This window comes from Bradyrhizobium sp. UFLA05-109 (assembly GCF_054185165.1).
On the sequence record NZ_JBBIAR010000061.1, the window covers coordinates 20196 to 45695 of the forward strand.

23 protein-coding genes are annotated in these 25500 nt (G+C 64.0%); 3 read left to right on the forward strand and 20 right to left on the reverse strand.

The window, feature by feature from the left end; translation table 11 throughout:
- Window positions 1–8: 8 nt before the first annotated feature.
- Window positions 9–1364, forward strand: coding sequence for an esterase-like activity of phytase family protein (locus Q3C01_RS33940; protein WP_458149622.1), 1356 nt, complete (start codon window positions 9–11; stop codon window positions 1362–1364).
- A 190-nt stretch (window positions 1365–1554) separates the two neighbouring features.
- Here Q3C01_RS33940 and Q3C01_RS33945 read toward each other — a convergent pair whose 3' ends face one another.
- Entirely contained in the window at window positions 1555–3243 is a 1689-nt protein-coding gene (locus Q3C01_RS33945; RefSeq protein ID WP_458149623.1) for a mucoidy inhibitor MuiA family protein, read from the reverse strand.
- 202 nt (window positions 3244–3445) lie between these two features.
- A complete protein-coding gene (locus Q3C01_RS33950) occupies window positions 3446–4054 on the reverse strand; it encodes a response regulator transcription factor (protein ID WP_458149656.1) in 609 nt (202 codons plus the stop codon).
- Window positions 4055–4256: 202 nt separating this feature from the next.
- On the opposite strand from Q3C01_RS33950, the gene Q3C01_RS33955 reads away from it, so the two are divergent.
- Entirely contained in the window at window positions 4257–5324 is a 1068-nt protein-coding gene (locus Q3C01_RS33955; RefSeq protein ID WP_458149624.1) for an AraC family transcriptional regulator, read from the forward strand.
- Window positions 5325–5452: 128 nt separating this feature from the next.
- On the opposite strand, the gene Q3C01_RS33960 is transcribed toward Q3C01_RS33955, so the two are convergent.
- The 12 genes from Q3C01_RS33960 to Q3C01_RS34015 form a co-directional block, all read right to left on the reverse strand.
- Window positions 5453–6622, reverse strand: coding sequence for a thiolase family protein (locus tag Q3C01_RS33960; RefSeq protein WP_449377905.1), 1170 nt, complete (start codon window positions 6620–6622; stop codon window positions 5453–5455).
- Window positions 6615–6794, reverse strand: a complete 180-nt coding sequence (locus Q3C01_RS33965) for a hypothetical protein (RefSeq protein ID WP_458149625.1) — start codon at window positions 6792–6794, stop codon at window positions 6615–6617. The genes Q3C01_RS33960 and Q3C01_RS33965 overlap by 8 nt, the downstream gene beginning before the upstream one ends.
- 92 nt (window positions 6795–6886) lie before the next feature.
- Window positions 6887–8476 carry a phosphoglycerate dehydrogenase gene (gene serA, locus Q3C01_RS33970; protein ID WP_458149626.1) on the reverse strand — a complete coding sequence of 530 codons (1590 nt, stop codon included), beginning with the start codon at window positions 8474–8476 and terminating at the stop codon, window positions 6887–6889.
- Window positions 8477–8645: 169 nt separating this feature from the next.
- Window positions 8646–9818, reverse strand: a complete 1173-nt coding sequence (locus Q3C01_RS33975) for a phosphoserine transaminase (protein ID WP_458149627.1) — start codon at window positions 9816–9818, stop codon at window positions 8646–8648.
- A 79-nt stretch (window positions 9819–9897) separates the two neighbouring features.
- The gene (locus tag Q3C01_RS33980) at window positions 9898–10164 is read right to left on the reverse strand and encodes a hypothetical protein (protein WP_458149628.1); all 267 of its coding nucleotides are present in this window, start codon (window positions 10162–10164) and stop codon (window positions 9898–9900) included.
- Window positions 10165–10254: 90 nt separating this feature from the next.
- Window positions 10255–10716 (reverse strand): GNAT family N-acetyltransferase, encoded by a 462-nt coding sequence (locus Q3C01_RS33985; protein WP_458149629.1) that lies wholly within the window; start codon window positions 10714–10716, stop codon window positions 10255–10257.
- A 14-nt stretch (window positions 10717–10730) separates the two neighbouring features.
- A complete protein-coding gene (locus Q3C01_RS33990) occupies window positions 10731–11321 on the reverse strand; it encodes a glutathione S-transferase family protein (RefSeq protein WP_458149630.1) in 591 nt (196 codons plus the stop codon).
- A 73-nt stretch (window positions 11322–11394) separates the two neighbouring features.
- Window positions 11395–12219 (reverse strand): outer membrane protein, encoded by an 825-nt coding sequence (locus Q3C01_RS33995; RefSeq protein ID WP_458149631.1) that lies wholly within the window; start codon window positions 12217–12219, stop codon window positions 11395–11397.
- 170 nt (window positions 12220–12389) lie between these two features.
- Window positions 12390–13262, reverse strand: coding sequence for an outer membrane protein (locus Q3C01_RS34000; RefSeq protein WP_458149632.1), 873 nt, complete (start codon window positions 13260–13262; stop codon window positions 12390–12392).
- A 226-nt stretch (window positions 13263–13488) separates the two neighbouring features.
- On the reverse strand, window positions 13489–14742 hold the full coding sequence (locus tag Q3C01_RS34005) for an MFS transporter (protein ID WP_458149633.1): 1254 nt from the start codon (window positions 14740–14742) through the stop codon (window positions 13489–13491).
- A gap of 233 nt (window positions 14743–14975) precedes the next feature.
- Entirely contained in the window at window positions 14976–16319 is a 1344-nt protein-coding gene (gene glmM, locus Q3C01_RS34010) for a phosphoglucosamine mutase (protein WP_458149634.1), read from the reverse strand.
- Window positions 16320–16547: 228 nt separating this feature from the next.
- A complete protein-coding gene (locus tag Q3C01_RS34015) occupies window positions 16548–16715 on the reverse strand; it encodes a hypothetical protein (RefSeq protein WP_458149635.1) in 168 nt (55 codons plus the stop codon).
- A gap of 90 nt (window positions 16716–16805) precedes the next feature.
- Between Q3C01_RS34015 and Q3C01_RS34020 the strand changes: the two genes are divergently transcribed.
- Complete coding sequence (locus Q3C01_RS34020) at window positions 16806–17942, forward strand: alpha-hydroxy acid oxidase (RefSeq protein WP_458149636.1); 1137 nt, start codon at window positions 16806–16808, stop codon at window positions 17940–17942.
- 278 nt (window positions 17943–18220) lie between these two features.
- Here the strand turns inward: Q3C01_RS34020 and Q3C01_RS34025 are convergent, their stop codons facing one another.
- From Q3C01_RS34025 to Q3C01_RS34050, 6 genes are all read right to left on the reverse strand, one after another.
- Complete coding sequence (locus tag Q3C01_RS34025) at window positions 18221–19759, reverse strand: L,D-transpeptidase (protein ID WP_458149637.1); 1539 nt, start codon at window positions 19757–19759, stop codon at window positions 18221–18223.
- A 324-nt stretch (window positions 19760–20083) separates the two neighbouring features.
- A complete protein-coding gene (locus tag Q3C01_RS34030) occupies window positions 20084–20728 on the reverse strand; it encodes a single stranded DNA-binding domain-containing protein (RefSeq protein WP_458149638.1) in 645 nt (214 codons plus the stop codon).
- 117 nt (window positions 20729–20845) lie between these two features.
- A complete protein-coding gene (locus Q3C01_RS34035) occupies window positions 20846–21472 on the reverse strand; it encodes a hypothetical protein (protein WP_458149639.1) in 627 nt (208 codons plus the stop codon).
- Window positions 21473–21528: 56 nt separating this feature from the next.
- Window positions 21529–22362, reverse strand: a complete 834-nt coding sequence (locus tag Q3C01_RS34040; RefSeq protein ID WP_458149640.1) for a shikimate dehydrogenase — start codon at window positions 22360–22362, stop codon at window positions 21529–21531.
- 322 nt (window positions 22363–22684) lie between these two features.
- Window positions 22685–24733, reverse strand: coding sequence for an elongation factor G (locus tag Q3C01_RS34045; protein WP_458149641.1), 2049 nt, complete (start codon window positions 24731–24733; stop codon window positions 22685–22687).
- Window positions 24734–24861: 128 nt separating this feature from the next.
- Entirely contained in the window at window positions 24862–25341 is a 480-nt protein-coding gene (locus Q3C01_RS34050) for a DUF992 domain-containing protein (RefSeq protein WP_458149642.1), read from the reverse strand.
- Window positions 25342–25500 lie beyond the last annotated feature (159 nt).

A 25500-nucleotide genomic window follows, 5' to 3' on the forward strand; every position in this document is an offset into this window, starting at 1 on the left:
AGACGCAAATGCGCCCGATCTTTCTTGCTTCCGTCGCAACGATCATTCTCACCGCGGGCGCCGCGCTTGCCCAAGGCGAAGGCGAATTCCCCGCGACGCTCACTGCCCACGCGGTGATGCCAGCCGAGTCGTTCATCGACGCGCCGGCCGATGCACCCGCCGACCTCAAGACCTCGGGCAAGTACACCACCGGCAAGCGCGTCGACGCGCTCGGTACCGTCATGGGCAAATCCGCCGAGCGTTCGACCGGCGTGTCGCTGCCGTTCAAGGGCCAGCCGCTTCAGGGCCATTCCGGCATCAAGTCGATGGGCGATGGCACCTTCTGGGTCATCACCGACAACGGCATGGGCTCGCGCTACAACTCGACGGACTCGATGCTGTACTTGAACCACTACAAGATCGACTGGACCAGCGGCAAGATCGAGCGGCAGGAGACGGTTTTCCTGCACGATCCCGACAAGAAGGTCCCGTTCCGCATCGTGCATGAGGACACCGAGAAGCGCTATCTCACCGGCTCCGACTTCGACACCGAAGGTTTCCAGATCATTGGCGACACATTCTGGATCGGCGATGAGTTCGGCCCCTACATCCTGAAGGCCGACAAGACTGGCAAGATCCTCGCCGTGTTCGAAACGATCGCCGACGGCAAGCCGGTTCGCTCGCCGGACCACTGGGCGGTGCAGTCGCCGGGCGCTCCGGGCGCGAGCTATACCAACGTCAACCTGCGCCGCTCCAAGGGCTTTGAAGGCTTTGCCTCGTCGAAGGACGGCAAGTTCCTGTACGGCCTGCTCGAAGGCCCCTTGTGGGACGCCGAGAAGAAGGATTGGGAGAGGGTCGACGGCAAGGAAGCCTCCCGCATCCTCGAATTCGACGTCGCCGCGGAAAAGTTCACCGGCCGCTACTGGCAGTACGTGTTCGAGCAGAATGGCAATGCCATTGGCGACTTCAACATGATCGACCCGACCAGCGGCCTCGTCATCGAACGCGACAATGGCGAAGGCACCGCCGACAAGGCCTGCCCGCAAGGCGTGCGCGGCGACAACTGCTTCCCTGATGTCGCGAAGTTCAAGCGCGTCTACAAGATCGAGCTCTCGGACGCCAATGTCGGCAAGCCCGTGCGCAAGATCGGCTATATCGACCTGATGAAGATCAAGGATCCCGACAAGAAGGCGCGGAAGCCGCTCAACGACGGCGTCCTCACCTTCCCCTTCTTCACCATCGAGAATGTCGACCGCGTGGACGAGACGCACATCATCGTCGGCAACGACAACAATTTGCCGTTCTCATCCAGCCGCGAACCGAACAAGGCCGATGATGACGAGTTCGTGCTGCTCGAGGTCGGCGAGTTCCTGAAGGCGAAGTGAGCACGCTCTCGCCGCAATCACGCCGCCTCCTCACTCGCGCTGTCATCGCCCGGCTTGACCGGGCGATCCAGTACTCCGAGACGGTCGTGATTGAGCCAATGAGCCGCGGCGTACTGGATGGCCCGGTCTATACATCAAGCCGGGGCATGACAAAGAGATAATGCTGGGCAAGATGAGAGCGGCGACTCCCTTACCCCGCAGGCGCCATCACGATGCCCTTGTCCTTGGGCCAGCGCACACGCCAGCCGAACTTGATCTCCTTGACTTCGCCGGGCTTGGCGTCGAACGCCCATTCCAGCACGCCGCGCTTGTCGCGCAGATTGGTCGACGTGGGCGGCGTGGTCGCGGGCAGCATCTCGACCGCGATGTCCTCGTTCTCGCTGACCGGGAGCTGATCCTCGATCGCGATCCGGATCGGGAAATCATGACCATTGCGCACGGCGGTCCGGAACGAACGCGTATCGGTCTTTGACGAGGAGATCACGCCTGCCGTGCCCTCGTTCTGCCGGATCACCGAACGCTCGATCTTGATCTTGTCGTCGGCGCCGAAGCCGAGGCGGATCGCCTCGGTCCGTGCGGCGCTCGAGAACTTGCCGCGGCCGACGAAGACGCCGTCGCGATAGATCGCGACCTTGCCGGGCAAGAGGTTGGTGTCCTCGGCGAGCTTGAACGACGCCTCGAGATAGGCGGTCGGATCCACCACCGGCGCAGCGCGGATCGCGAGGTCCGGCGTGACCGTCATGGTGGAGATGAGCAGGCTCTTGGCGCCTTCATTGGCACCGAGGCTGACGCGGCCTGCGATCTGGTAGACGGCCTGGAAATCGCCGATCTCGGCATTGGCCTGCTGCTCGTCGGCACGCTGGCGCGATTCGAGCGGTTCCGCGACTTTAGACATTGGCGCAGGCTGTTCCGTTTGATCGCGGAAGGCGGGCGTGGACGAGGATCGCGCAAAATCCGAGGGAGCCCCCAATGCCAGCGGCTTCGGAAGTTGCGGATAACGGACGACCAACGAATTCAGCTCAGGCGCGCTGCCGCCGCGACTGACGCGAACGGTGGAGACGCCGAGGCTGACATTCGACCAATCCTCGCCGGTCGACTGGGTGATTTCCGCGCGGCGCACCAGTTCGAGCTGCGGCTTGTGGTCCCTCACGCCAGTGTCGAGACGCGCGTCGTAGAGCGGCGCCCAACGCGCGTTGCGCACATTATAGGTCACTCGCAGCGTCGCTTTCGTCGCGGCCGCGGAGGCGATTTCGACCCGCACCTCCAGCTTGCTCGGCGGCTTGGCCGCGCGATCGGCCTCGAGCTGGGCGATCTGGCGATCGATCTCGCGCTGCTTTCGCATGGCATCGCGGATCGTGGTATCGGCGCTGGCGATCTCATCGGCAACTGCGGAGAAGGCTGCGCGCCACTCGGCGATCGGCCGGGCCTCGCCCTTCTCGCCGATCCCGGCGGGAGAGGCCTCGGCAAAGCGTTCGGCAAACTTGCGCCGGGCACTGGCCGCATCGGCCGCGCCCTGCAAATCCGCGCGCTGGTCCTTCAACGCCTCGATGCGCTTGTCGAGTTCCGGCAGATTGACCGGAGCGGCTTGGCGCGGTGGCCGCGCATCGATGGTGCCGATGGTGAGCTTTGCACCCGCCTCGCCCTCAACCCGCAGGGAGGAAGTGTCGAGGCCGAGCGGGAAATCTTTTGCGGCCAGCGTCGAGTCACCCGATGGGAGATCCAGCGTGATGACGCGGGTGACGCTCGCACCATCCGGATAGACCGTGACGGCGTCGATGGCCGACGTCGCATCCAGATCGGCCGCCCACGCCGGCGGCCCAATCGCCGCCGTGACCAGGACCAGGCTCGTCGTCGCCAGACTCTTCGCGATCGTTCGCATGAATTTCCCTCCTGCCAATGTCGCCGCATCGCCAGCCGGATGCGGCGAGAAACGCCTCACCATCGTGGTGAGACGCTGCAGGTAAGGAACCGGTTCGATTGGGGTTTCCGTGCGGCGGCACCGCGGCCGCGCCCTGGCCGCGGAACGCGTCATCTGGCCGCGTCAGCGCGCAGCTCCGGTTCAGCCAAGGTTCACGCTTGATTCACCCTTGGCCGTAGATGCGGCGAAGCATATCCGTGACGTTCTTCGCGCCGGCCTTTCTCAGGATACTGGCGCGGTAACCCTCGACCGTTCGCGCACTCAGGCGCATCAGCCGGGCGATCTCTTTATTGGTGCGGCCAGCCGCCAGATGCTCCAGCACCTCGCTTTCGCGCCCCGTGAGCGGCTCGCAGCCGGTGAGCCAGCGTTGCAGGTTCGAATCCGGCTGAGCAAATTCGTCGATCGCAGCGTCGATCCGGCCGGCAATCTCATGGCTCTCGAACGGCTTCTCGATGAAATCGAACGCACCGCTCTTGATGGCGTCGACCGCCATGGCGATGCTGCCATTGGCGGACGTCACCAGGACCGGCGCCATGCAATTTTCCTCGCGCAGCCGCTTCAGCACGTCGAGGCCGGATCGATCCGGCGCCTGCATCTCGAGCAGGACGCAGGCCGGCATGCGCACTTTCGCCTCCGACAAGAGAGACGCACCATCGGCAAAGCAGACGACCTCATAGGCCTTCTGCTCGAGCGCCATAGAAAGTTGTTCGCGGGAGGACGCGTCAGTATCGATGACGAATACCTCACCCTTGGAAAGCGTGTTTCCCGGCATCATCCTGCTCAACAATGTCTTGGTCAAATGGCCCGAGACGGCGTCGGGCTGCATCGCCCAGGCGCGCCGTCATGAACCGGCATCTGCGCCGGTGCTTCGGTTTTCGATATGTATGTTCAACACGGTTCCGGGATTTGACTGCTCGGGACAGAAATTTTACATTTCGGGACATCTGCGGGAATGGCTGGCAGGAACGGTTCGCATGACCGACCTCATTCGCAGCGCAGGCCTTGCCTACTATCCGGAGGTCGCCCGGTCGGTGGGGCTCGACCCGAAGCAGATGATGCGCAAGGTCAGGCTTCCGCTGGCCTGCCTTGAAAAGCCGGATGTTCGTATCGCCGTCGCGGGTCTTCGCCGCCTGCTTGAGATATCGGCAGAAGCTTCCGGCGCCGAAGATTTCGGCCTGCGTCTCGCCGAGCTCGGCGGCCTGACCAATCTTGGGCCGGTCGGACTGATTGTGCGCGAACAGGCGACGATCGGCGACGCGATCGAGGCGCTGTCGCGTTTCATCCATATCCACCATGATGGCATGCGGCTCGACGTCACGCGCGACAAGAAGATCGTGACCATCACGATGCATCTGCGTGGGCGACGTCCGCGTGCGCCGCGCCAGTCCATCGACATGGCGCTCGGCAGCGTCCACCGCATCATCCAGTCGCTGTTCGGCGGCGACTGGCGGCCGCTGGCGGTTCACCTTCACTACCCGCCGCCCCACGACCGCAAGCGCTATCGCGAGTTCTTCGGCTGCCCGGTGAAATTCAGCGCCGAGAGCAACGCGTTGCTGCTATCGGCCCACGACATGGAGCGCCGGATCCCGAGCGCGCATCCGCTGGTCGCGAGCTATCTGCGCAAGCGTATCGAGGCTCTCGATACGCGGCCTGCGAGCTGGGACGAGAAGGTCGACGAAGTCGTGCGCTCGCTGCTCCCAGGCGGCGAATGCACGGTCGACCGCGTGGCCGAGCATCTGGCCTGCACTCGCCGCACCATCCATCGGCGCCTTGCCGAATGCGGCACCACGTTTTCCGAGATCCTCGACGCACAGCGCGCCGAACTCGTCACCCAGCTGATCGAAGAACCCGGCCGGCCGCTTTCGGCGATCGCCGCGCAGCTCGGCTTTTCCGCCCAAAGCGCGATGGCGCGCTGGTTCCGTCACCACTTCGGCTGCACCATCACCGAGTGGCGCAAGGGCGTGCGGCCAGCGACGCATGAAAAAGGCACGGCGCTTGGGAGCGCCATGCCTTCGTCGTCGCGTGCCGCCGTGTCGGCTTAGCTAGAGCATGATCCGGAAAAGTGTGAAGCGGTTTTCCCTCGCGACAAACGCGGAACGCGTTTGCGCGGAGATCATGCTCCAACAATATCCTAAAGCGCGATGACGATTCATCCCAATCTCATCGCGCTTTAGTAAATCTCGAACAGGCCGGCGCCGCCCTGGCCGCCGCCGATGCACATGGTTACCACGCCCCACTTCGCCTTGCGGCGGTGACCTTCCTGCAAGAGATGGCCGGTGAGACGCGCGCCGGTCATGCCGAAGGGATGGCCGATCGCGATCGAGCCCCCGTTGACGTTGTACTTGGCAGGATCGATGCCGAGCTTGTCGCGGCAATACAGGCACTGGCTGGCGAAGGCCTCGTTGAGCTCCCAGAGATCGATGTCGTCGATCTTCAGGCCGGTGCGCTTCAAAAGCTTCGGAATGGCGAAGACCGGTCCAATGCCCATCTCGTCGGGCTCGCAGCCGGCGGTTGCCCAGGCAACGAAGCGGCCCAGCGGCTGAAGCCCACGCTTCTCCGCATCCTTGGCTTCCATCAGCACGACGGCCGCAGCTCCATCAGAGAGCTGGCTGGCATTGCCCGCGGTGACGAACTTGCCGGGGCCCTTGACCGGCTCGAGCTTGGCGAGACCTTCCATCGTGGTCTCCGGGCGGTTGCACTCGTCGCGATCGACGACGTAGTCGACGATCGACTCGGCCTTGGTCTGCTTGTCGACCACTTTCATCCTGGTCTTCATCGGGACGATCTCGTCCTTGAACTTGTTCGCCTGCTGAGCGGCAGCCATGCGGCGCTGCGATTCCAGCGAGAACTCGTCCTGATATTCGCGGCTGAGCTTGTAGCGCTCGGCGACGATATCGGCAGTGTCGATCATCGCCATGAAGATGTCGGGCGCGACCTTCAGCAGTTCGGGATCGATCGATTCCTTTGGCGAGCCGCCGCCGGGAATCGAGATGCTCTCGACACCGCCGGCGACGATGCAGTCGGCGCCATCGGAGCGAATCGAGTTGGCGGCCATCGCGATGGTCTGGAGCCCCGAGGAGCAGAAGCGGTTCACCGAGACGCCGGCCGTCGTCTTCGGCAGGCCTGCGAGAAGCGCAGACTGGCGGCCGATATTCGGCGCACCATGCGCGCAATTGCCGAGATAGCAATCCTCGACGTAATCCTTCTCGACGCCGGCGCGATCGACCGCGTGATGAATGGCATGGGCGGCGAGAGACATCGGCGGCGTGATGTTGAACCCGCCGCGAGCGGACTTCGCCAGCCCCGTGCGCGCGTAGGAAACGATGACGGCTTCACGCATTGTTTTCTCCCTGTTCGACCAATTGGTTGGGCAATTGGTACACAAACTTTGAAGGCCGCGGGGAAAATAAAGGGCGGCGCGGGCCAAAGAAAAACGCCGCACTCGCAAGCGAGGCGGCGTTTGTTCCGTGGATCGGAATATCTTCGTGCGTGAGCGTCTCCACACTCGTCATGCCCGGGCTTGTCCCGGGCATCCACGTCCTTCCGCACGTATGGAGACGCGTGGATGGCCGGGACGAGCCCGGCCATGACGCCAGTGGAGGCGTCAGAACGTCAGCGCCTTCGCCTGCTTCACCTGCGGCAGCGCCTGCACCTTGGCGAGCAGATCGGCCGGCACCGCGCCGTCGACCTCGACGAGCGCGATGGCATCGCCGCCCTGCTCGACACGGCCGAGATGGAAGGTCGCGATGTTGATCTTGGCGTCACCCAGGAGGCTTGCGAACTTGCCGATGAAGCCCGGCTTGTCCTCGTTGGTGACGTAGATCATCGACTTGCCGAACTCGGCGTCGACGCGGATGCCCTTGATATCGACCAGCCGCGGCTTGCCGTCGTGGTAAACGGTGCCCGAGACCGAGCGCTCCTGACGCTCCGTCGCGACCGTCACGGTGATGAGGCTTTCATAGTCGCTCTGAGCCGCGCGGGTCACTTCATCCACCACCATGCCGCGCTCCTTGGCGACGACGGGCGCGGACACCACGTTGACCTCGCCCAGCATCGGACGCAGCAGGCCGGACAGCGCGGCGGAGGTCAGTGCCTTGATCTTCATCTCGGCGACATGGCCCTCATAGGTGATCGTGACCTTCGAGATGCCGGTCTCGGTGAGCTGGCCGGCAAAGGAGCCAAGCTTCTCGGCGAGCGCGATGAAGGGCTTCAGCTTCGGCGCTTCTTCGGCGGTAATCGAGGGGAAGTTGATGGCGTTGGAGATCGCGCCGGACAACAGATAGTCCGACATCTGCTCGGCGACCTGAAGCGCGACGTTCTCCTGCGCCTCGGTTGTGGAGGCGCCGAGATGCGGCGTGCAGATCACGTTGGGATGCCCGAACAGCACGTTCGAGGTCGCGGGCTCCTCGATGAAGACGTCGAAGGCAGCGCCGGCAATGTGCTTGGCGTTCAGCGCATCCACCACCGCCTGCTCGTCGACCAGGCCGCCGCGGGCGCAGTTGATCAGACGAACGCCTTTCTTCATCTTGGCGATCGCGGCCGCGTCGATGATGTTCTTGGTCTTCTCGGTGAGCGGGGTGTGCAAGGTGATGAAGTCGGCGCGCTTGAGCAGGTCATCGAGATCGACCTTCTCGACGCCAATGTCCTTGGCGCGCTCCGGCGACAGGAAGGGATCGAAGGCGACGACCTTCATGCGCAGGCCTAGCGCGCGGTCGCAGACGATCGAACCGATATTGCCGCAGCCGATCACCCCCAGCGCCTTGCCGGTGATCTCGACGCCCATGAAGCGGTTCTTCTCCCACTTGCCGGATTGCGTGGAGGCATCGGCCTGCGGAATTTCGCGTGCCAGCGCCAGCATCAGGGTGATGGCGTGCTCGGCGGTCGTGATGGAATTGCCGAACGGCGTGTTCATCACGATGATGCCCTTGGCCGTGGCTGCCGGGATCTCGACGTTGTCGACGCCGATACCGGCGCGGCCGATCACCTTCAGGTTGGTCGCCTTCTCGATGATCTTGGCGGTCGCCTTCGTCGCAGAACGGATCGCAAGGCCGTCATAATTGCCGATGATCTCGGCCAGCTTGTCCTTGTCCTTGCCCAGGTTGGGCTGGAAGTCGACCTCTACGCCGCGGTCTTTGAAGATCTGCACGGCGGCGGGCGAGAGCGCGTCGGAAATGAGAACTTTGGGTTTGGTCATCTGAACGTTTCCTTCACCCTCCCCTGGATGGGGAGGGTCGGCGCTTCAGCGCCGGGGTGGGGTGAAACTGTCGATGCGAATTTTGGTAGTGCGCCGGGTGGAGAGATCACCCCACCCCGACGCACCTAACCGTGCGTCGACCCTCCCCCTCCAGGGGAGGGTCAAAAAACTACGCCGCCTTCGGCAGCGCGGCCTTGGTCTCGGCAAAGGCCCAGTCGATCCACCGGGTCAGGAGCTCGACGTCCTTTGCTTCTACCGTGGCGCCGCACCAGATGCGCAGACCCACGGGCGCGTCGCGATAATACGCGAAATCGAAGCCGGCGCCTTCCTTCTCGACCAGCGCGACGAGCTTCTTGCAGAACTCGGCCTGCGCGTCGGACGAGAGCGAGGTGATCGCCGGATCGGTGAACCTCAGGCACACCGAAGTGTTGGAGCGGATTGCCGCATCCTTCGCCAGGAAGTCGATCCACGGCGTCTTCGCCTTCCAGTCGGCGAGCACCTTGGTGTTGGCATCGGCGCGGGCGATCAGAGCCTTCAGGCCGCCGATCGACTTCGCCCAGTTCAGCGCGTCGAGATAGTCCTCGACGCAGAGCATCGACGGCGTGTTGATGGTCTCGCCGACGAAAATGCCTTCGTTGATCTTGCCGCCCTTGGTCATGCGGAAAATCTTCGGCAACGGCCAGGCCGGCTTGTAGGTCTCGAGGCGTTCCACCGCGCGGGGCGAGAGGATCAGCATGCCGTGCGCGGCCTCGCCGCCGAGCGCCTTCTGCCAGGAGAAGGTGACGACGTCGAGCTTGGGCCAATCGAGAGCTTGCGCGAATGCGGCCGAGGTGGCGTCGCAGATGGTCAGGCCTTCGCGGGTCGCGCTGATCCAGTCGGCGTTCGGCACGCGCACACCAGAGGTGGTGCCGTTCCAGGTGAAGACGACGTCGCTGTTCTGATCGACCTTGGAAAGATCCGGAATTTCACCGTAAGCTGCATTGAGCTTGGTGACGTCCTTGAGCTTCAATTCCTTGACGATGTCGCTGACCCAGCCTTCGCCAAAGGATTCCCAGGCGAGCGTGGTGACGGGGCGTGCACCGAGCAGCGACCACAGCGCCATCTCGACCGCGCCGGTATCGGAGGCCGGAACAATGCCGATGCGATAATCGGCGGGCACGTCGAGCACCTCGCGCGTCAGATCGATCGCAAGTTTGAGCTTGGTCTTGCCGATCTTCGCGCGATGCGAACGGCCGAGAGCTGCGTCCTTGAGATTTTGGGCGGTCCAGCCGGGGCGCTTGGCACAGGGGCCGGAGGAGAAATGCGGCACGAGGGGCCGCGAAGCGGGCTTCGCTGCAGTCATGATCTACCCTTCCAGATAGTAAGCCTCCCGTTGGGGGGAGGTGTCCCGCGGCGGCTAATACGGGAAACGGGCAGAATCGTCAAGGAAGTTTCGGCGTCTCACGGTGGAGTGATGCCGTTTCCGCCGTCTTCTCAGGAGCTTCCACGGCATTCAGCAAGCCCGTCGCCTCGCTGATCAACTGCGCAGCTCGGCGCCGGCTGGCGACCTTCAAAATGCATTTGTCGTCGGCCTGCACAACGTAATCGTTGCCGACCTTGATCAATGAATAGCTTGTCATTGAAATCCCCGAACCGACCGAGCCCGGTGTCCAGACGCAACCTAGCATCGATCGTTCCCCGACGAACATGAACGAACGCCCGGTAGTTTATCAGCCCTTAACCGGAACGGATGCGCAGGCAGATTTTGCAGATGATGCAACGGTCGCGCGGAAGGTGCGTCAAAAGCGGACAGTCATGCCGACATGGCTCGCGGTGAATCCGAGCCACTTGTAGAAGCGTTGTGCATCGACGCGGCTCTGATGCGTCAGCAACTCGACCAGATTACAGCCCTTCGCGCGAGCTTCCGCGACGGCCCATTGCACGAGCTGCTCGCCGATGCCGCGGCAGTCGGAGGCGACGCGCACGTCCTCCAGGAGACCACGCGAACCGCCTTGCGAGCTCAGGCCCGGCAGGATGGCGAGTTGCAGGCAGCCGACCACCCTGCCCGTGCCGTCCACCGCGACCACGAGCGTCAGAGCGGGATTTTTATCGACCGCAACGAAAGCCCTGAAATAGGACTCAGGCTGCGGCTCCTCCAGGCGCTCGCGTGCGCGGCCGAGACGATCGTCGGCGAGCATCGCGACAATCGCGGTCACGTCCTCGCGGCGGGCGCGGCGGATCGAGAGGATATCGGCAGTCATGACGGGCCCCGAGCTCAGCTCGCCGGCGGAAGATCAAGACGGCTCTCGGTCTCCGCGATCCAGCGGCGGATGGCAACGTGGCGGCCGAGATCAAAACCGCCTTCATGGGCCAGACGGGTATAGGCGAGCAGCGAGACGTCTGCGAGCGAGGTGGTCTCGCCGACGAAGCAGCGGCTGGTGGCGAGATGCTGTTCCATACGGTCAAGCGCCGCGTAGCCGCGCTTGACCTTCTCCGGGTCGAGCTCGGAGACGTCCTTGCCGAGATAGACCATCTGGAAACGGCACACCGCGATATAGGGCTCGTGGCTGTACTGCTCCCAGAACAGCCATTCGTCCATCTTGGCCGCGGCAAAGGCATCGCGCGGAATGAGGTCGCTGTCGCGGGCCAGATAGCGGATGATCGCATTGGACTGCGCCAGCGTGCGGCCGTCGTCGAACGCGACGGTCGGCACCTGGCCGGCGCCGTTCATCCCGAGGAATTGCGGCGTGCGCGTTTCGCCCTTGCGCGTGTCGATCTCAACCCACTGATACGGCAGCTTGAGCCTGTCACAGACCCACTTCACCTTCAGGCAATTGCCGGAGTTCGTATCGCCGTAGATCTTCATCGTCGCTGCTCCCATCGCAGCGACAAAAGCATCAGGGCGGCGCGATCCTGTCAACCGGCGTTGAGCGCAGTGCTCAGAACTTGTAGCCGAGACCGGCGCGAACGGTGTTGATGCTGGTGTCGACCTGGCTGGTGAAGCGGATGTATTCCCACTCGGCCCGCATGAAGAGACCGCCCGTGAGGTTCACGTCGACGCCGAGGCCACCCGTGTAGCCGTAGATCAGGTGGTTGTGCACCGCGTCCGTCGCGCTCAGCGGCGTGAGTGCGGTGAACGGCCCGGTCTGTGCCGAGGCGATCGCGTCGTTGACGGTGACCGAGCGCGTGATGTCGGCGTTGCCGAGCGCGAAGCCGCCGAACATGTAGGGCAGGAAACAACCCCAGGCATAGGCGGCGCGGCCGCGGAACGTCGCCATGTCCTTGATCGAGATCGAGGCGGACGACGTCACCGCGACGTCGTGGAAGTTGCCGTCGGAGAGCGCGCTGCCGCTGACGAGCTCCTTGAACGCACTCGACGAGCCACCGAACGAGCCATGAAGGTAGCTGACCTCAAGACCCAGAACGACATCTTCCCACTGTCCGTTGTATCCGAAGAAGGCGCCGTAGCCGCTGGAGCGACTCGAGGTCTTGCCGAGCCCGAGATTCCAGTTGGCGACGTCCATCTCCTGAATGACGTTGTGATCGAGCAATGCAGCGAGCATGGTGGAGTTCGAGCCGCTGAAATTCTCGTCCGACGAGCCGTAGCCGCCCTGGCCGCCGACGTAGAAGCCCTGCCAGTTGACGCTCGACCGGCTGAGGCCATCGCTCAGGCTGCCGCGCAGGATCGGGAGATCCGGCATATCGGCTGCCTGCGCGGCGGACACCACGCCCCATATCGCCGCCGCCCACAAAAGCCTACGCATTGCAACGCTCCATCGAACTCGAACTTGTCGCTGATGATCATGGCCCGTTAACCTTAACCAATGGTTGCGTTACGCGATTTCGGCGCAATCAAGCCATGAATTTTGCGCAAAGCGAAACGGCGCGGGATGATCCCGCGCCGTTAAGACGTCTTAACCGATTGGGGCTGCAATCAGCCCTTGGTGACCAGCGGCGGCGGCGCGTAGACCGGCGGGCTGTCGAGATTCCAGCGCACGCCGAGCGTTAGGTCGTGCGAGGTGAGGTCCTTGACCGTGAACGCGCTGCGGTTCACCACGGTGACACCATCGAAGGAGTTGGTCGGACCGGTGACTGCATCGCCCAGGCTGATGTAACGATACGCCAAGTCGAGCGTCACGTTTGACGTAACCTTGTAGGCAAGGCCGGCATGGAGGGCCCAGGCAAGATTCCATTTTCCGGAGTCGGCTGCATAGACGACGCTGCTGCTCTGAAAGCCGCCGGTCGAGGCCAAGCCATCGTCGCGAAAGCCGCTGAGGCGATTGTACGCGCCGCCAATGCCGGCGCCCACATAAGGCGTCACGCACCACCAAGTACCGAGATCGAAATAGGCGTTGGCCATAACGACCCATTCGGATTTGCTTCCCGAGTAGTTGTCGGCAAAGAACTGGTTATTGGCGATCGCGTAGGAAGAAGTCGCCGTGACGTTCTGCGAACCGTGAAGGTTGGCCTTGCCGCGATATTCACCGGTGAGATCCGCGCGGAACCAGTTGTTGAACTGGTAGCCTACGCCGAGCCTGTACAGGGGCGAACTATCGAAGCCAAACCCCTGGTTCTGCAGCGAGCCGGGGAAATTGGTATTGACAGCATCGATGCTCGCGCTGTGCAGGCTCTTCATGCTCTGATTGGTCATGCCGATATCGCCGCGCAGATACCAGCCTCCGAAATCGGCGGGCGGAGCCGGCGGCGCGTACATGGGCGGCGCGGCGATCGGCATGTCGGCGGCGAACGCCATCGACGAGATCAAAGTTGCCGCACCCGCGGCAAGGAGAGACTTAACGCTACGCATTGCTTCGTCCTTTTGGCCGGTGAGGCAAAATACGGAAGCCCCACGTTCTGAAAACTCACGGGCGGACGATGGCACTAAATGCTTAAGCGCCGCTTAACCCTAATTTTTAAGGTTGATTTTTCCCCACCGCACACGCGCACGCAGCGAGAGCGTTGCAAAAGTGCGCCGCCTGCACGGTTCAATTGCTAACGATGTATGAAGGTGCGGCGCAGCCAAACAGAATGCGTTAACGCGCGTGCTGCGGCAGTTTTGGCAGGAACACCGCCAGCAGACCGATCGCCGGCAGATAGGCGCAGATCTGATAGACGAACTCGATCGAGGTGTGGTCGGCAAGCTTGCCGAGCACGGCCGCGCCGAGGCCACCGATGCCGAAGGCCACGCCAAAGAACACGCCCGAGATCATCCCGAAACGATGCGGCACCAGCTCCTGCGCGAACACGATGATCGAGGACGTCGTCGAGGAGATGATCAGCCCGATGAACACCGTGAGTACAGCACTCGCGTGGAGTCCGGCATAGGGCAGCGCCAGGGTGAACGGCAGCGCGCCGACGATCGAGATCCAGATCACGATCTTGCGGCCGAAGCGATCTCCGAGCGGACCGCCGAGGAACGCGCCGACCGCATTCGCCGCGAGGAAGATGAAGAGATAGATTTGCGCTGCCTGCGTCGACACGCCGAAGCGGTCGATCAAATAAAAGATGTAATAGCTCGACAGGCTCGAGACATAGAGCTGCTTGGAGAACAGCAGCGCCACCAGCACCAGAAGCGCGACCGCGACGCGCCGCGAGCTCGGTCCGTCGGGATGAGCATGGATCGGCTGCTCCTTCTTCGTCGTGATCTGCGGCGCGTACCAGCGGCCGATGCGCCAGAGGATGACAATCGCGAGAAACGCGATCGAGGAGAACCAGGCGATGCTGCCCTGCCCGAACGGCACCACGATCAGCGCCGCCAGCACCGGGCCCATCGACGTGCCGAAACTGCCGCCGAGCTGGAACACCGACTGCGCAAAGCCGTAGCGGCCGCCAGAGGCAAGCCGCGCGATGCGTGCCGATTCCGGGTGAAACACCGCCGAGCCGAGCCCAACCAGCGCGGCGGCACCCAGGATGATCAGATACTGATGCGCGGCGCTGAGCAGCAGCAGGCCGAAGAAGGTCGAGGCCATACCGATCGACAGCGAGTAAGGCTGCGCCTTCTTATCCGTGTAGTGCCCGACCACCGGCTGGAGCAGCGAGGCCGTGAACTGGAAGGCCAGCGTGATCATGCCGATCTGCGCGAAATCCAGCGCGTAGGTATCCTTCAGGATCGGATAGACCGACGCGATCAACGACTGCATGGTGTCGTTGAGGAAGTGCGAGAAGCTGATGCCGGCGAGCACGATATAGGCCGGCCCTGCGCCCAGCTTGCGCGACACGGCCGCCATGTCGGCCACGACGACGGGCTCGGTCAGCGTTTCCTCGGGTACGACGACAGGCTTGTTCAAGGGATTGATTCCAGGCAGGCGCGACGAACAGCCGCACTTGCTAGTTACGATGCAAGCAGCGGCCGGACCAGCGCTAATCGCCCATGGCTGGGATGCGCGTCGCGCCCCGTCCAACTTTCCCCAAGTTCGTAGCCCGGATGTAGCGAAGCGCAATCCGGGAGCCCAATTGGCACGGTCCCCGATTTCGCTGCGCTCCATCCGGACTACGATGGTGCTTCACGTAACGATGTGCCTCAAGCTGCAGCCTGTCCGAGCGCGGACACGATTGTATCGACGACTTCCTCGACCAGGATGCGGTCCTCGCCCTCACCCATCACGCGGATCACGGGCTCGGTGCCGGAGGAGCGGATCAGGAGCCGGCCGTGGCCGTTGAGCCGCTTCTCACCGTCGGAGATCGCCAACTTCACGTCGCTGTCGTCGAGCGGCTTGCCGCTCTTGTAGCGAACGTTTTTCAGGATCTGCGGCAGCGGATCGAAGCGATGACAGACTTCGGAGACCGGACGACGCAGCTTCTGCACCACCGCCAGCACCTGCAATGCGGCGACGAAGCCGTCGCCGGTGGTGGCGTAGTCGGACAGGATGATGTGGCCGGACTGCTCGCCGCCGAGATTGTAGCCGCCGCTCAGCATCTGCTCGAGCACGTAGCGGTCGCCGACAGGCGTGCGCACCAGATCGAGCCCCTGCCCTTTCAGGAAACGCTCGAGCCCGAGATTGGACATCACGGTCGCGACGATGCCGGGCCGCGACAGCCGTCCGTCTTCTTTCCAGCTCTGAGCGATCACCGCGAGCAGCTGGTCACCATCGACGATGTGGCCGCGCTCGTCGACCAGGATGACGCGATCGGCATCACCGTCGAGCGCGATGCCGATGTCGGCGCGCATCTCGCGCACCTTCTTCGACAGCGCCTCCGGCGAGGTCGAGCCGCATTCCTTGTTGATGTTGAAGCCGTCGGGCTCGACGCCGATCGGCACGACGTCGGCGCCCAACTCCCACAGCGCTTCCGGCACCACCTTGTAGGCGGCGCCATTGGCGCAATCGACCACGACGCGCAGCCCGTCGAGCGACAGATCGCGCGGCAGGGTGCGCTTGGCGAATTCGATGTAGCGGTCATGCACGCCGTCGATGCGGCGGGCTCGGCCCAAGCTCGCACTTTGTGCGAGCTTCTTATCGAGGGACTCGTCGAGCAACTGCTCGATCTGCCTCTCGACGTCGTCGGACAACTTGAAGCCCTGCGGGCCGAACAGCTTGATGCCATTGTCCTCGAACAGATTGTGCGAGGCCGAGATCATGACACCGAGATCGGCGCGCATCGACTTGGTCAGCATTGCGACCGCCGGCGTCGGCATCGGGCCGACCAGCAGCACGTCCATGCCGACGGACGTGAAGCCCGCGACCATCGCATATTCGATCATGTAGCCGGACAGGCGCGTGTCCTTGCCGATCACGACCCGATGGCGATGCTCACCGCGCTGAAACGCAAGGCCGGCGGCCTGGCCAACCTTGAGCGCGAGCTCCGGCGTGATCAGTCCGTTGGCACGGCCTCGAATCCCGTCGGTCCCGAAATATTTGCGGCTCATAAGACTCCCCCACGCGGCAACCGGGAATCCCCAATACAACCACCGGATGCCATCGAAGGCACCGCATCCCTGATTGCGCCGGCGTCTTATAATGCCATTGCAGCTAAGTTGGCTTCAAGAAATATGATGAATCATTACGGAACCCGGCACACCAAACGGTCCGGTAACCCTTTGTTAATATTGAAACTCTCGCCAAACGTCCGCGAACCAATGGAACCCTTGCGGCGACTATTCAGAGCGCTTGACATGCCGATCGCCGCGAGTCGGCGCAGGCTGAGTGACGTTGACCGGATCGGAGGCCGGAAAGGTCTCCTCCAGCCCTTCTTCGAGCGCCTGGTCGAGGCGATGCTTCTCGTCGGCATCCGTGGATTTCGGCGCGGGTTGCGGTCTGGTCATGGCGCCCTCCTCGCAAACGATTTGGCTGTGCACCCATCCATGCTAGATGACCCCTAAATCCGTTGACGCAAGGACGGGCCGGGGAACGTCATGAAGCATATCACCTGCATCGAAGATTTACGTGCGCTGCACAAGCAGCGCGTGCCGAAAGCGTTCTTCGACTATTGCGACCGAGGCTCCTATGCCGAGGAAACGTTGCGCGCCAATCGCGACGATCTCCAGCAGATCAAGTTTCGTCAGCGCATCCTGGTCGACGTCTCCAAGCGCGACACCTCGACCACGATCCTCGGCGAGCCATCGACCATGCCGCTGGTTCTCGCGCCGGTCGGGCTGCTCGGCATGCAGCATGGCGACGGCGAGATCCACGCCTGCCGCGCGGCGCAAGCCGCAGGCATCCCGTTCACGCAGTCGACGATGTCGATCTGCTCGATCGAGGACATCGCAGCCAATGTCGAGAAGCCGTTCTGGTTCCAGCTCTACGTGATGAAGGACCGCGGTTTCATCAAGGACCTGATCCAGCGCGCGATTGCCGCCAAGTGCAGCGCGCTGGTGCTCACGGTCGATCTCCAGGTGATCGGGCAGCGCCATGCCGACGTCAAGAACGGCATGACGGTACCGCCCGAGTGGTCGCTGTCGAAACTCATCGATTTCGCGACCAAGCCGAGCTGGGTTTCCGGCGTGCTGCGCGGCAAGCGCCGCACCTTCGGCAACATCGCCGGCCACGTGAAGAACACCGAGGATCTCAATCGCCTGGCAGAATGGACCGCCTCGCAGTTCGATACGTCGCTGAACTGGAAGGACGTTGAGTGGGTCCGCAGCATCTGGCCGGGCAAGCTCATCATCAAGGGCATCCTCGACGTCGAGGATGCCGAGGAGGCCGCAAAAACCGGCGCGCAAGCCCTCGTCGTCTCCAACCATGGCGGCCGGCAGCTCGACGGCGCGCCGTCCTCGATCGAGGTACTGCCCGAGATCGCGGATGCGGTCGGCGACAAGATGGAGATCATGTTCGACGGCGGCATCCGCTCCGGCCAGGACGTGATGCGTGCGCTCGCGCTCGGCGCAAAATCCTGCATGATCGGCCGCGCTTATGCGTATGGGCTGGGCGCCGGCGGTCAGGCCGGCGTCGCCAAGGCGATCGACATCATCCAGAAGGAGCTGCTGACGACCATGGGTCTGTGCGGCGTCAACAGGGTGGACGAGATCGACGATCACATCATCGCGGTCTAGAGCGCGACGAAATCAGGCTTTGATGAAGGTGCGCTCCCTCCCCCCGCCTGCGGGGGAGGGCTGGGGAGAGGGTGTCTCCTCAGTGAACAATCCCCAAGCGGAGAGAGCCTCACCCGGCGCTACGCCATGGCCGAGGCCTAGCCTCGGCGTTCCTTAGGGAGGACGGCCGCCGAAGGCGGCCTATGCCTCTCCCGCAGGCGGGAGAGGTTGAGCAGGCCCGTACCAATCGATTCAACCAAACCTATCGCGCTCTGGGACCGCGCGCGACGTACCGCGACTTACCACCAGCCTTGTTGCGGCTGCCAGTACTGGTTGCCGCCGCGCCGGCGCGGATTGACGGGTTGCGGGTTCGGGTCACGCGGCTGGAAGAAGAAACCGAAGCCGTTGTTGTCCCAACCGTCGTCGCTCGCAACGGCCATGGGGGCCGTCGGCTTGCGCGTAATAAACCCGCCCTGGGGCTGGTTGTTCAGCACCGCGACGAACTCGGTGCGATAGTTGGTCTCGCTGCTCAGCGGCTCGTCCGAGATGATGATCGAGGATCGCGGCATCGCGGTTGGCGCGATGCGGTCGAGCACATCCAGCGGGATGGTGATGCGGTCGAGCGCGTCCTTGGCGTCATCGCCGCTGTCGATCGTGACCACGCTCCAGCGCAGGCCTGAGTCGCTCTTCGCCATCGCCGTGAAAATATGGGTGCCGAACGGCCTGTCGGGATTGCGGATCGTGACGGGAACCTCGATGCTCGTATCGAACACCTCGCCGCCGCCGTCCGGCGCAGGCTTATGCGTATTGCGCCGCACGTAAAGCTTCTGTGTCGCGCGGCTGACGTAGACCGAGACCGGCTCGAGCGCGAGCCTCGCCTCGGTCGCCGCCTTGACGGCGTCGGCCTTTTTGGTCGCTGCGGCCTTGGCGGCGTCTTTGGCGGCGGCGGCGGCATCGCGCTTGGGCTGCGCGCTGGCCTTTGCGGCGTCGAGCTGGGTCGCCGCGTCGGCGGCCTTGGTGGCGGCTTTTTGCTTCAGCTCCTCGGCCCGGGCCTTGACCTGATCGGTCTTTGCGGCGGCGAGCATCTTGTCCGTGTAAGCGAGCTCGGCATCAGCGCTTTTCTTCTGCTGTTCCAGCTTGCGCAGCGCCGCGGGAAGCGCTGCGGCCTCGCGCGCCGTCGTCGCGGCGGCTTGCTTCGTCTCATCGGCTGCGCGGGTAGCCTCTTCTGCCTCGCGAGAAAGCGCATCGGCCCGCCCCGGGGCCGCAGCAATGGCCTCCTTCTTGGGCACGAACAGCGCCGGATGAGAGAAGTCGACCGGTGCGGCGTCGTTCGGCGAGATGATCACCCGCATCCCGATGTTCGTCTTGTCGAACAGATTCTCCGCAAAGCCGTAGGGCATCCGCACGCAGCCGTGCGAGGCCGCATAGCCGGGCAGCGGACCGCCATGCAGCGCGATGCCGTTCCAGGTGATGCGCTGCATGTTCGGCATCCAGGCATCGTCGTACATGGTCGAGTGGTGGTCCTTGTCCTTCTCGATGACGGCGAAGACGCCGGCCGGCGTCTCGCGTCCTGTGGTGCCGGTCGACACCGGCGCGCGCAGGATCCAGCCGTCGGCGTCGTAGAAGGTGACCTGCTGGCTCTTGATCGACACGATCGCCATGATCGGCTCGCCCGCCGCGCGCGGCGCGACCGCTTCGGCTACGGGGCGCACCTGCTTCGCGGCCGCGTCGGTGGTCAGCGCCACCAGCACGGCCATCGCCGCGATCGTTACAAGGCCGGCAGGCCGCCAACGCCGCATCGCCAGAGTGGATTGCGCCGTCGTCGATCGATTTGCCATGCCGTACCTCGGTTGAAATAGTCGTCTGCGCTCAGCGTCGACTTAAGGCCAGATTGTGATCTTTGGATTAAATAACTGTCGCCATCGCAATTGGCTCCCGAGGATTATCGGCGGGTTCGATGGCAAATTTCTGATATACGACGGCCCGCGCGGGAGGAAGGGCAGCTTTCGGGCAAAAAATGGGCCGGGAGCCCAACAGCGCGCAAGGCTGCTGGCTCGCCCGCAGCCTGGGTTGACCGGGCGTGGATCGGTCCAATGCTTTGACGGCTCCTTGAGGCCCAAACCGGGACGACGAGCCGTGCCGCCCGGAAACGACGCCCGCAGTCACATCGGGGGCGTCACTCCGTCGCGGCCGACATTGACACGGTTGGCTTCGAGCGAACCGTCCTCCTTCTTGGCCGCGCCGAAGATGATAAGCTTCGCGCCCGGCTTCACCTCGGATTTGTCGCTGGCGACGAAGGTGACGATCGGCGTGTCCGGCGGCACCACGATCTTCTTCTCGCCGTCCTTGTATTTGAGCAGGATGTTCTGGCCATCGGTGCCCTTGACCGTCTCGGCCACGGTCGCATTCGTCATGGTCGAGTTGGCGCGCGCATCCCAGGGTCTAAAACCTTCGGCCGCGCCACGCTGGTTCTCCGGGAATATGTGCACGGCAATCGCCCGCTGCGACCCGTCGGGCTCAGGCATGCCCGTGACGCCGATATAGGAGCCCTCCTTGATCTCCGACAGCGCAGTCCTGACGACGGCGAACACCGCCACGTTGTCGGTCATGCGGACCTTCACGTCGCTGCCTTCGCGAGTCTTGATGCCAAGCATGTTGCCATCGACGGTCTCGATGCTCCCGCGGATACGGACCGTCGGTGCCTGCTGCGCCGACGCGATCGAAGACAGAAACGCAGACGACGCAATGGCAATGGTAGCAAGCGAGGCCACGAGCGTGTGTGGCCTCCGGGCGTTCAGTTCCTGCATGGCGTCCCTCCAGGGTGGTTGCGCCGGTCAATCATCGCAACCCCAGACTCGGATGCCTATTCCGCTGTCCTGCGCTTTGTTGCGATCACGAAAATCGACCGGCGCACCGCGAGCGCCTCACATCGGCGGCGTCAGGCCGTCGCGGCCGACGCTGACGCGGCTGGTCTCGAACGATCCGTCCGCCAGCTGCTTGACGAAAGCGATAATCTTGGCGCCCTCTTTCAGGTCCGATTTATCGCCGGGCACGTAGGTGACGACCGGCGTCTCCGAAGAAACGAACACCTTCTTCTCGCCGTCCTTGTATTTGACGAGCAGAGTGTGACCGTCATTGCCGACCACGCTCTCGGCCACCGTCGCATTGGTCATGCTTGAATTCGGCCGCAGATCGTACGGACGCGAACCTTCGCCGGTGCCGCGCATGCTTTCCGGAAAGACATGGACCTCGACGGCGTTCTGGCCGCCGTCCGGTCCCGGCACCGTGGTCGCTCCGATGAAGGAGCCGACCTTGATATCAGAAAGGGCGATCCTGGTGATCCCCGCGACGCGCAGGTCGGGGGCGACATGCAGCCTGATATCCTCGCCGCTGCGTGACTTCACCGACAGCAGATCGCCATCGACTTTTTCGATCGTTCCGCGGACCCGTGTCGGCACAGGCGCCTGCTGCGCGACGGCGTAGAGCGTGGACAGGCCCACCATCGCGACAGCGACGAGCGGACGCGTGAAAGTTGCACGTTGAACAGGCATGAAAAGTCTCCGATTGTCCCACGAGGACAGGACCCCGGAGGCCGCGTCCTATTCTCTCAAGATTTTGTGAGATCGGCCTCGACCAGCGCGCGCAGCTCTGCCGTCACCTGCGGCCGCCTGCCGAACCACAGCTCGAACCCGCGCACGGCCTGGTGCAGGAGCATGCCGAACCCGTCGGCGGTCTTGAGCGCGCGTGCCTGCGCGGCCGCGAGCAGTGGCGTGATCAGCGGAACATAGACGAGGTCGGCAACGACCGCCTGCTGCGGCAGGAGCGTGATGTCGAGTTCGAGCGCCGGCTGACCACGCATGCCGAGCGACGTCGTGTTGACGAGCAGTCCTGCGCGCGGCAGCACGTCACCGATCGCGTCCCAGGCCAGGGGTTGCACGCGCGCGCCGAACGCAGTCGCAAGCGTCTCGGCCCGCGCAATGGTGCGGTTAGCGAGATGGACGCGACTGACGCCGCGTTCGAGCAGGCCGAACACGACCGCGCGGGACGAGCCGCCGGCACCCAGCACCAGCGCCTCCTCGGCCGCATCCCAACCCGGTGCGCTGGCGTCGAGATTGTTGATGAAGCCTTCGACGTCGGTGTTGGTCGAATGCAGTTCGCTACCCGCAAGCCACAGCGTGTTGGCGGCACCGACCGCCTTGGCGCGCGCATCTGGCGTCGAGAGCGCGAGCACGTCCTCCTTGTGCGGGATCGTGACGTTGCCGCCGACGAAACCGCGCAACGACAGCCGCAGCACGAAGTCGCGCAGATCCTCCGGCGGCACCGCCTCGATCACATAGCCGCCTTCGATACCGAGCGTGCGAAGCCAGTAGCGATGGATCAACGGTGAGCGCGAATGCGCCGCTGGCCATCCGATCAGGCAGGCTACGGGCGTCTTGGACACGGTTTTTCCTCGAAGGCGCAGGTTCGCAACAGTCCCTCCCGGGAGTTTGTCGGCGATCCATTTCGCGTCCGGCCCGCGCTGTCAAGCACGCGAGCGTCGCAGCGCCGTGCAAATCTCGCCCCCGGGAGGCAGGAGGGCGATGCCGCCGACATAGCCAGCGAACGCGCTCAGCACGGCGGCAAGCACGATTTTGCAACGGGAATCGAGCCTGGCTTCACGCACTATCCTCGCGTGCACGGAGGATGGTCACGAAGCTCAATGAATTGAAACGTGAAGCGTCGACGGCCGGCCTAGCGGCCGGCCGTCCAACGAGATGCCACCATCACGCCGCGTCGCGATGCGCGGCGATGATCTGATCGGCGGCGCGCCCCGTCACCTCGGCCATGTGGTCGAACTGGCGGGTGAAGCTGCCGGAGCCTGCGGTTGCGGAGCGCAGCTCGACGATGAGCTCCCCGATCTCGGCCTCCGGCATCATGGCGCGCACGCAGTCCCAGCCGCTCCAGCCGTCGCGGGTGTCGAAGCCGAGGATCTGGCCGCGCCGCGCCGACAGGATCGCGTTGATCTTGGCGGTGGCGTCCGTCGGGCAGACGATCTCGACGACATGGATGGGCTCAAGCAGCACCGGCTGGCATTGCGGCAGGCCTTCGTTGAGCCCGACCCGCGCCGCCGTGCGAAACGCGAGATCGGAGGAGTCGACGCTGTGATAAGAGCCGTCGGTCAGCGTCACCGCGACGTCAGTGACGGGGAAGCCTAGCGGGCCGCGCGTCAAGCCGTCGACGACGCCTTCCTCCACCGCCGGGATGTAGTTGCGAGGCACCGCACCGCCAACCACCTTCTCGGCGAATTTGAACCCTTCTCCACGCGCGAGCGGCTTGATGTCGAGCACGACGTCGCCGAACTGGCCGTGGCCGCCGGACTGCTTCTTGTGCCGGCCGCGCTGGACGATCGGCTTGCGGATGGTCTCCTGGTACCCGATCGCCGGCGGGTGAGACTTGACGTTGACGCCGAAGCGGTCACGCAGCCGCTCGCTGGCGACGCGCAAGTGCATCTCGCCCTGCCCCCACAGCACGGTGTCATGGGTTTGGGCGTTCATCACGATGACGAGCGAGGGATCTTCCTCGTGCAGCCGGGCGAGCGCCTGGCCGAGCTTGACGTCATCCTTGCGATCGGTGGCCGCGACCGAGATCGCAAGCACCGGCGGCGTCGGCTCGACCGCGATCAGCTGAGCCGGCTGGGTCTTGCCGGTCGAGATCGTGTCGCCTGTCTTGATCGGATCGAGCTTGCCGAGCGCGACCGTGTCGCCGACCTCCGCCGACGGGCGCTTGGTATCATAGGCACCGTTCACGGCGAGAATGCCGGAGATGCGCCCTGCGCCACCCGAGGCGGATTGCAGCGTTGCGCCGTCGTCGAGATGGCCGGCAAGCAAGCGCGTCAGCGACAGCTTTCCGCCATGCTGCGAATGCAGCGTCTTGAAGACATAGCCCAGCGCATCCTTGGTATCGGGCGTGCCAAGCCGCTTGGCGGTCTCTGCAATGCCGGGCGCCTCATGGCGCAGCGCTTTCATCAGGCGCAGCACGCCGTTCTCACGTGCCGCCGCTCCCAGCAGCACCGGGCAGATCAAGCCTTCGCGGAGTTCGCGCGAGAGATCGTCGAACACGGCATCGCGAGGCGGCTGGATGTCTTCGAGCAATTGCTCCATCAGCGCGTCGTCGTGATCGGCGAGCTTCTCCAGCATCGAGAAGCGGGCCTCCTTCTCGCGGTCGAGATTGCCGCCTTCGAGCGCGACGACTTCGGAGGCTTTGTGCTCGCGATAGACGAAGGCGCGCTCGAGCGCGAGATCGACGAAGCCCTCGATCAGCTCGCCGCTCCAGATTGGAATCTGACGCAGCACCAGCGGCACGCGGGAGGCCGGTTGCAACGTCTCGAGCGTCTCGCGAATGCGCTTGTTGGCGCGATCGATCTTGTTGAGGAACAGGAAGCGCGGGATCTTCATCTCCTCCAGCTCACGCAGGATGATCTGAAGCTGCGGCAGCTTCTTCTCGTCGGCCTCGCAGACCACGACTGCAGCGTCGACCGCGGGAAGCGCCGCGCGCATGTCGTGAGCGAACTCAACGGAACCCGGACAATCGAGGAAGGTGTAGCTGTCGCCCATGAAACTCGTGGTGGCAGCCGTCAGGCCAACGGTCATCTTGTGATGACGGGCCTCTGCCGTGGCGTCGCCCACCGAAGTCCCGGCGTCGACGCTGCCGGCACGCGGGATTGCGCCCGTTCGTGCCAAAATCGCTTCGAGAAGAGTGGTTTTACCGCTTTGGAAAGGGCCCACCAGCGCAATGCACCGTGGACCTCGGGGACTTCTGACGTCTTGTCCCATTCGCCGCCTCCTTCATGTGGAGCTCGGCCCGTGATTGGGTCGGCAAAGGTCGATGCTCTGCCCGTCCCTTCGTTTTGGCAAGCGCGAAACGTCGCTGCGGTGCGTCGTCGCCGAAAGCGTGCTTGACGTTATCGACCCGGCCGGAGTTCCAGGCTTTCGAGGCCCGCGGCAACGTTGAGTCCGACCTGGCCCTGCACGCTGAGCGGCTGGAGCGCGATCGAATTGTTGGAGCCGCCGACCAGCACGTTGCCGCCCAAGCCGACGCCGACCGACGCGCTGCCTTGCGCGCCGGCATAGTTGCCCGAGAGGTCGCCAGGCCCGAGGCGGTCGACTGGCGCGAACACGCCCCACGCCAGCGCCGTCTCCTGGGTGATGCCGAGGTCGAGACCAACTTTGCGGATGGTCGCGACGTAACGGTCCTCCGGCAGGCCTTCGGCACGCAGCACGCAGCCGAGATTGGTCACCGATCCAACCACGAAGCCGATGCTGGCGCCGCCGCGGCATTCGAGCACCCCGACCTGCACCATCCGCTGCTGCGCGCTCGCATTTGCGACGGACGCAACGATGCCAGCCGCGGCAAGCCCGGCGAGGAGGAGTGAACGGCGCATGGAAAGTCTCCGGCTATGATGTGATGCGAGCAGAGAGAGAGCGCCGCACCCGCGGCGCGCGAAGCGTCTATGCCATAATAATCTTGGTGGTTCCAGATCACCTGCGGTTCAAAAAAAGGCCCGCCTGGAAGCGGGCCTTTTTGTTTCATTGATCCGACG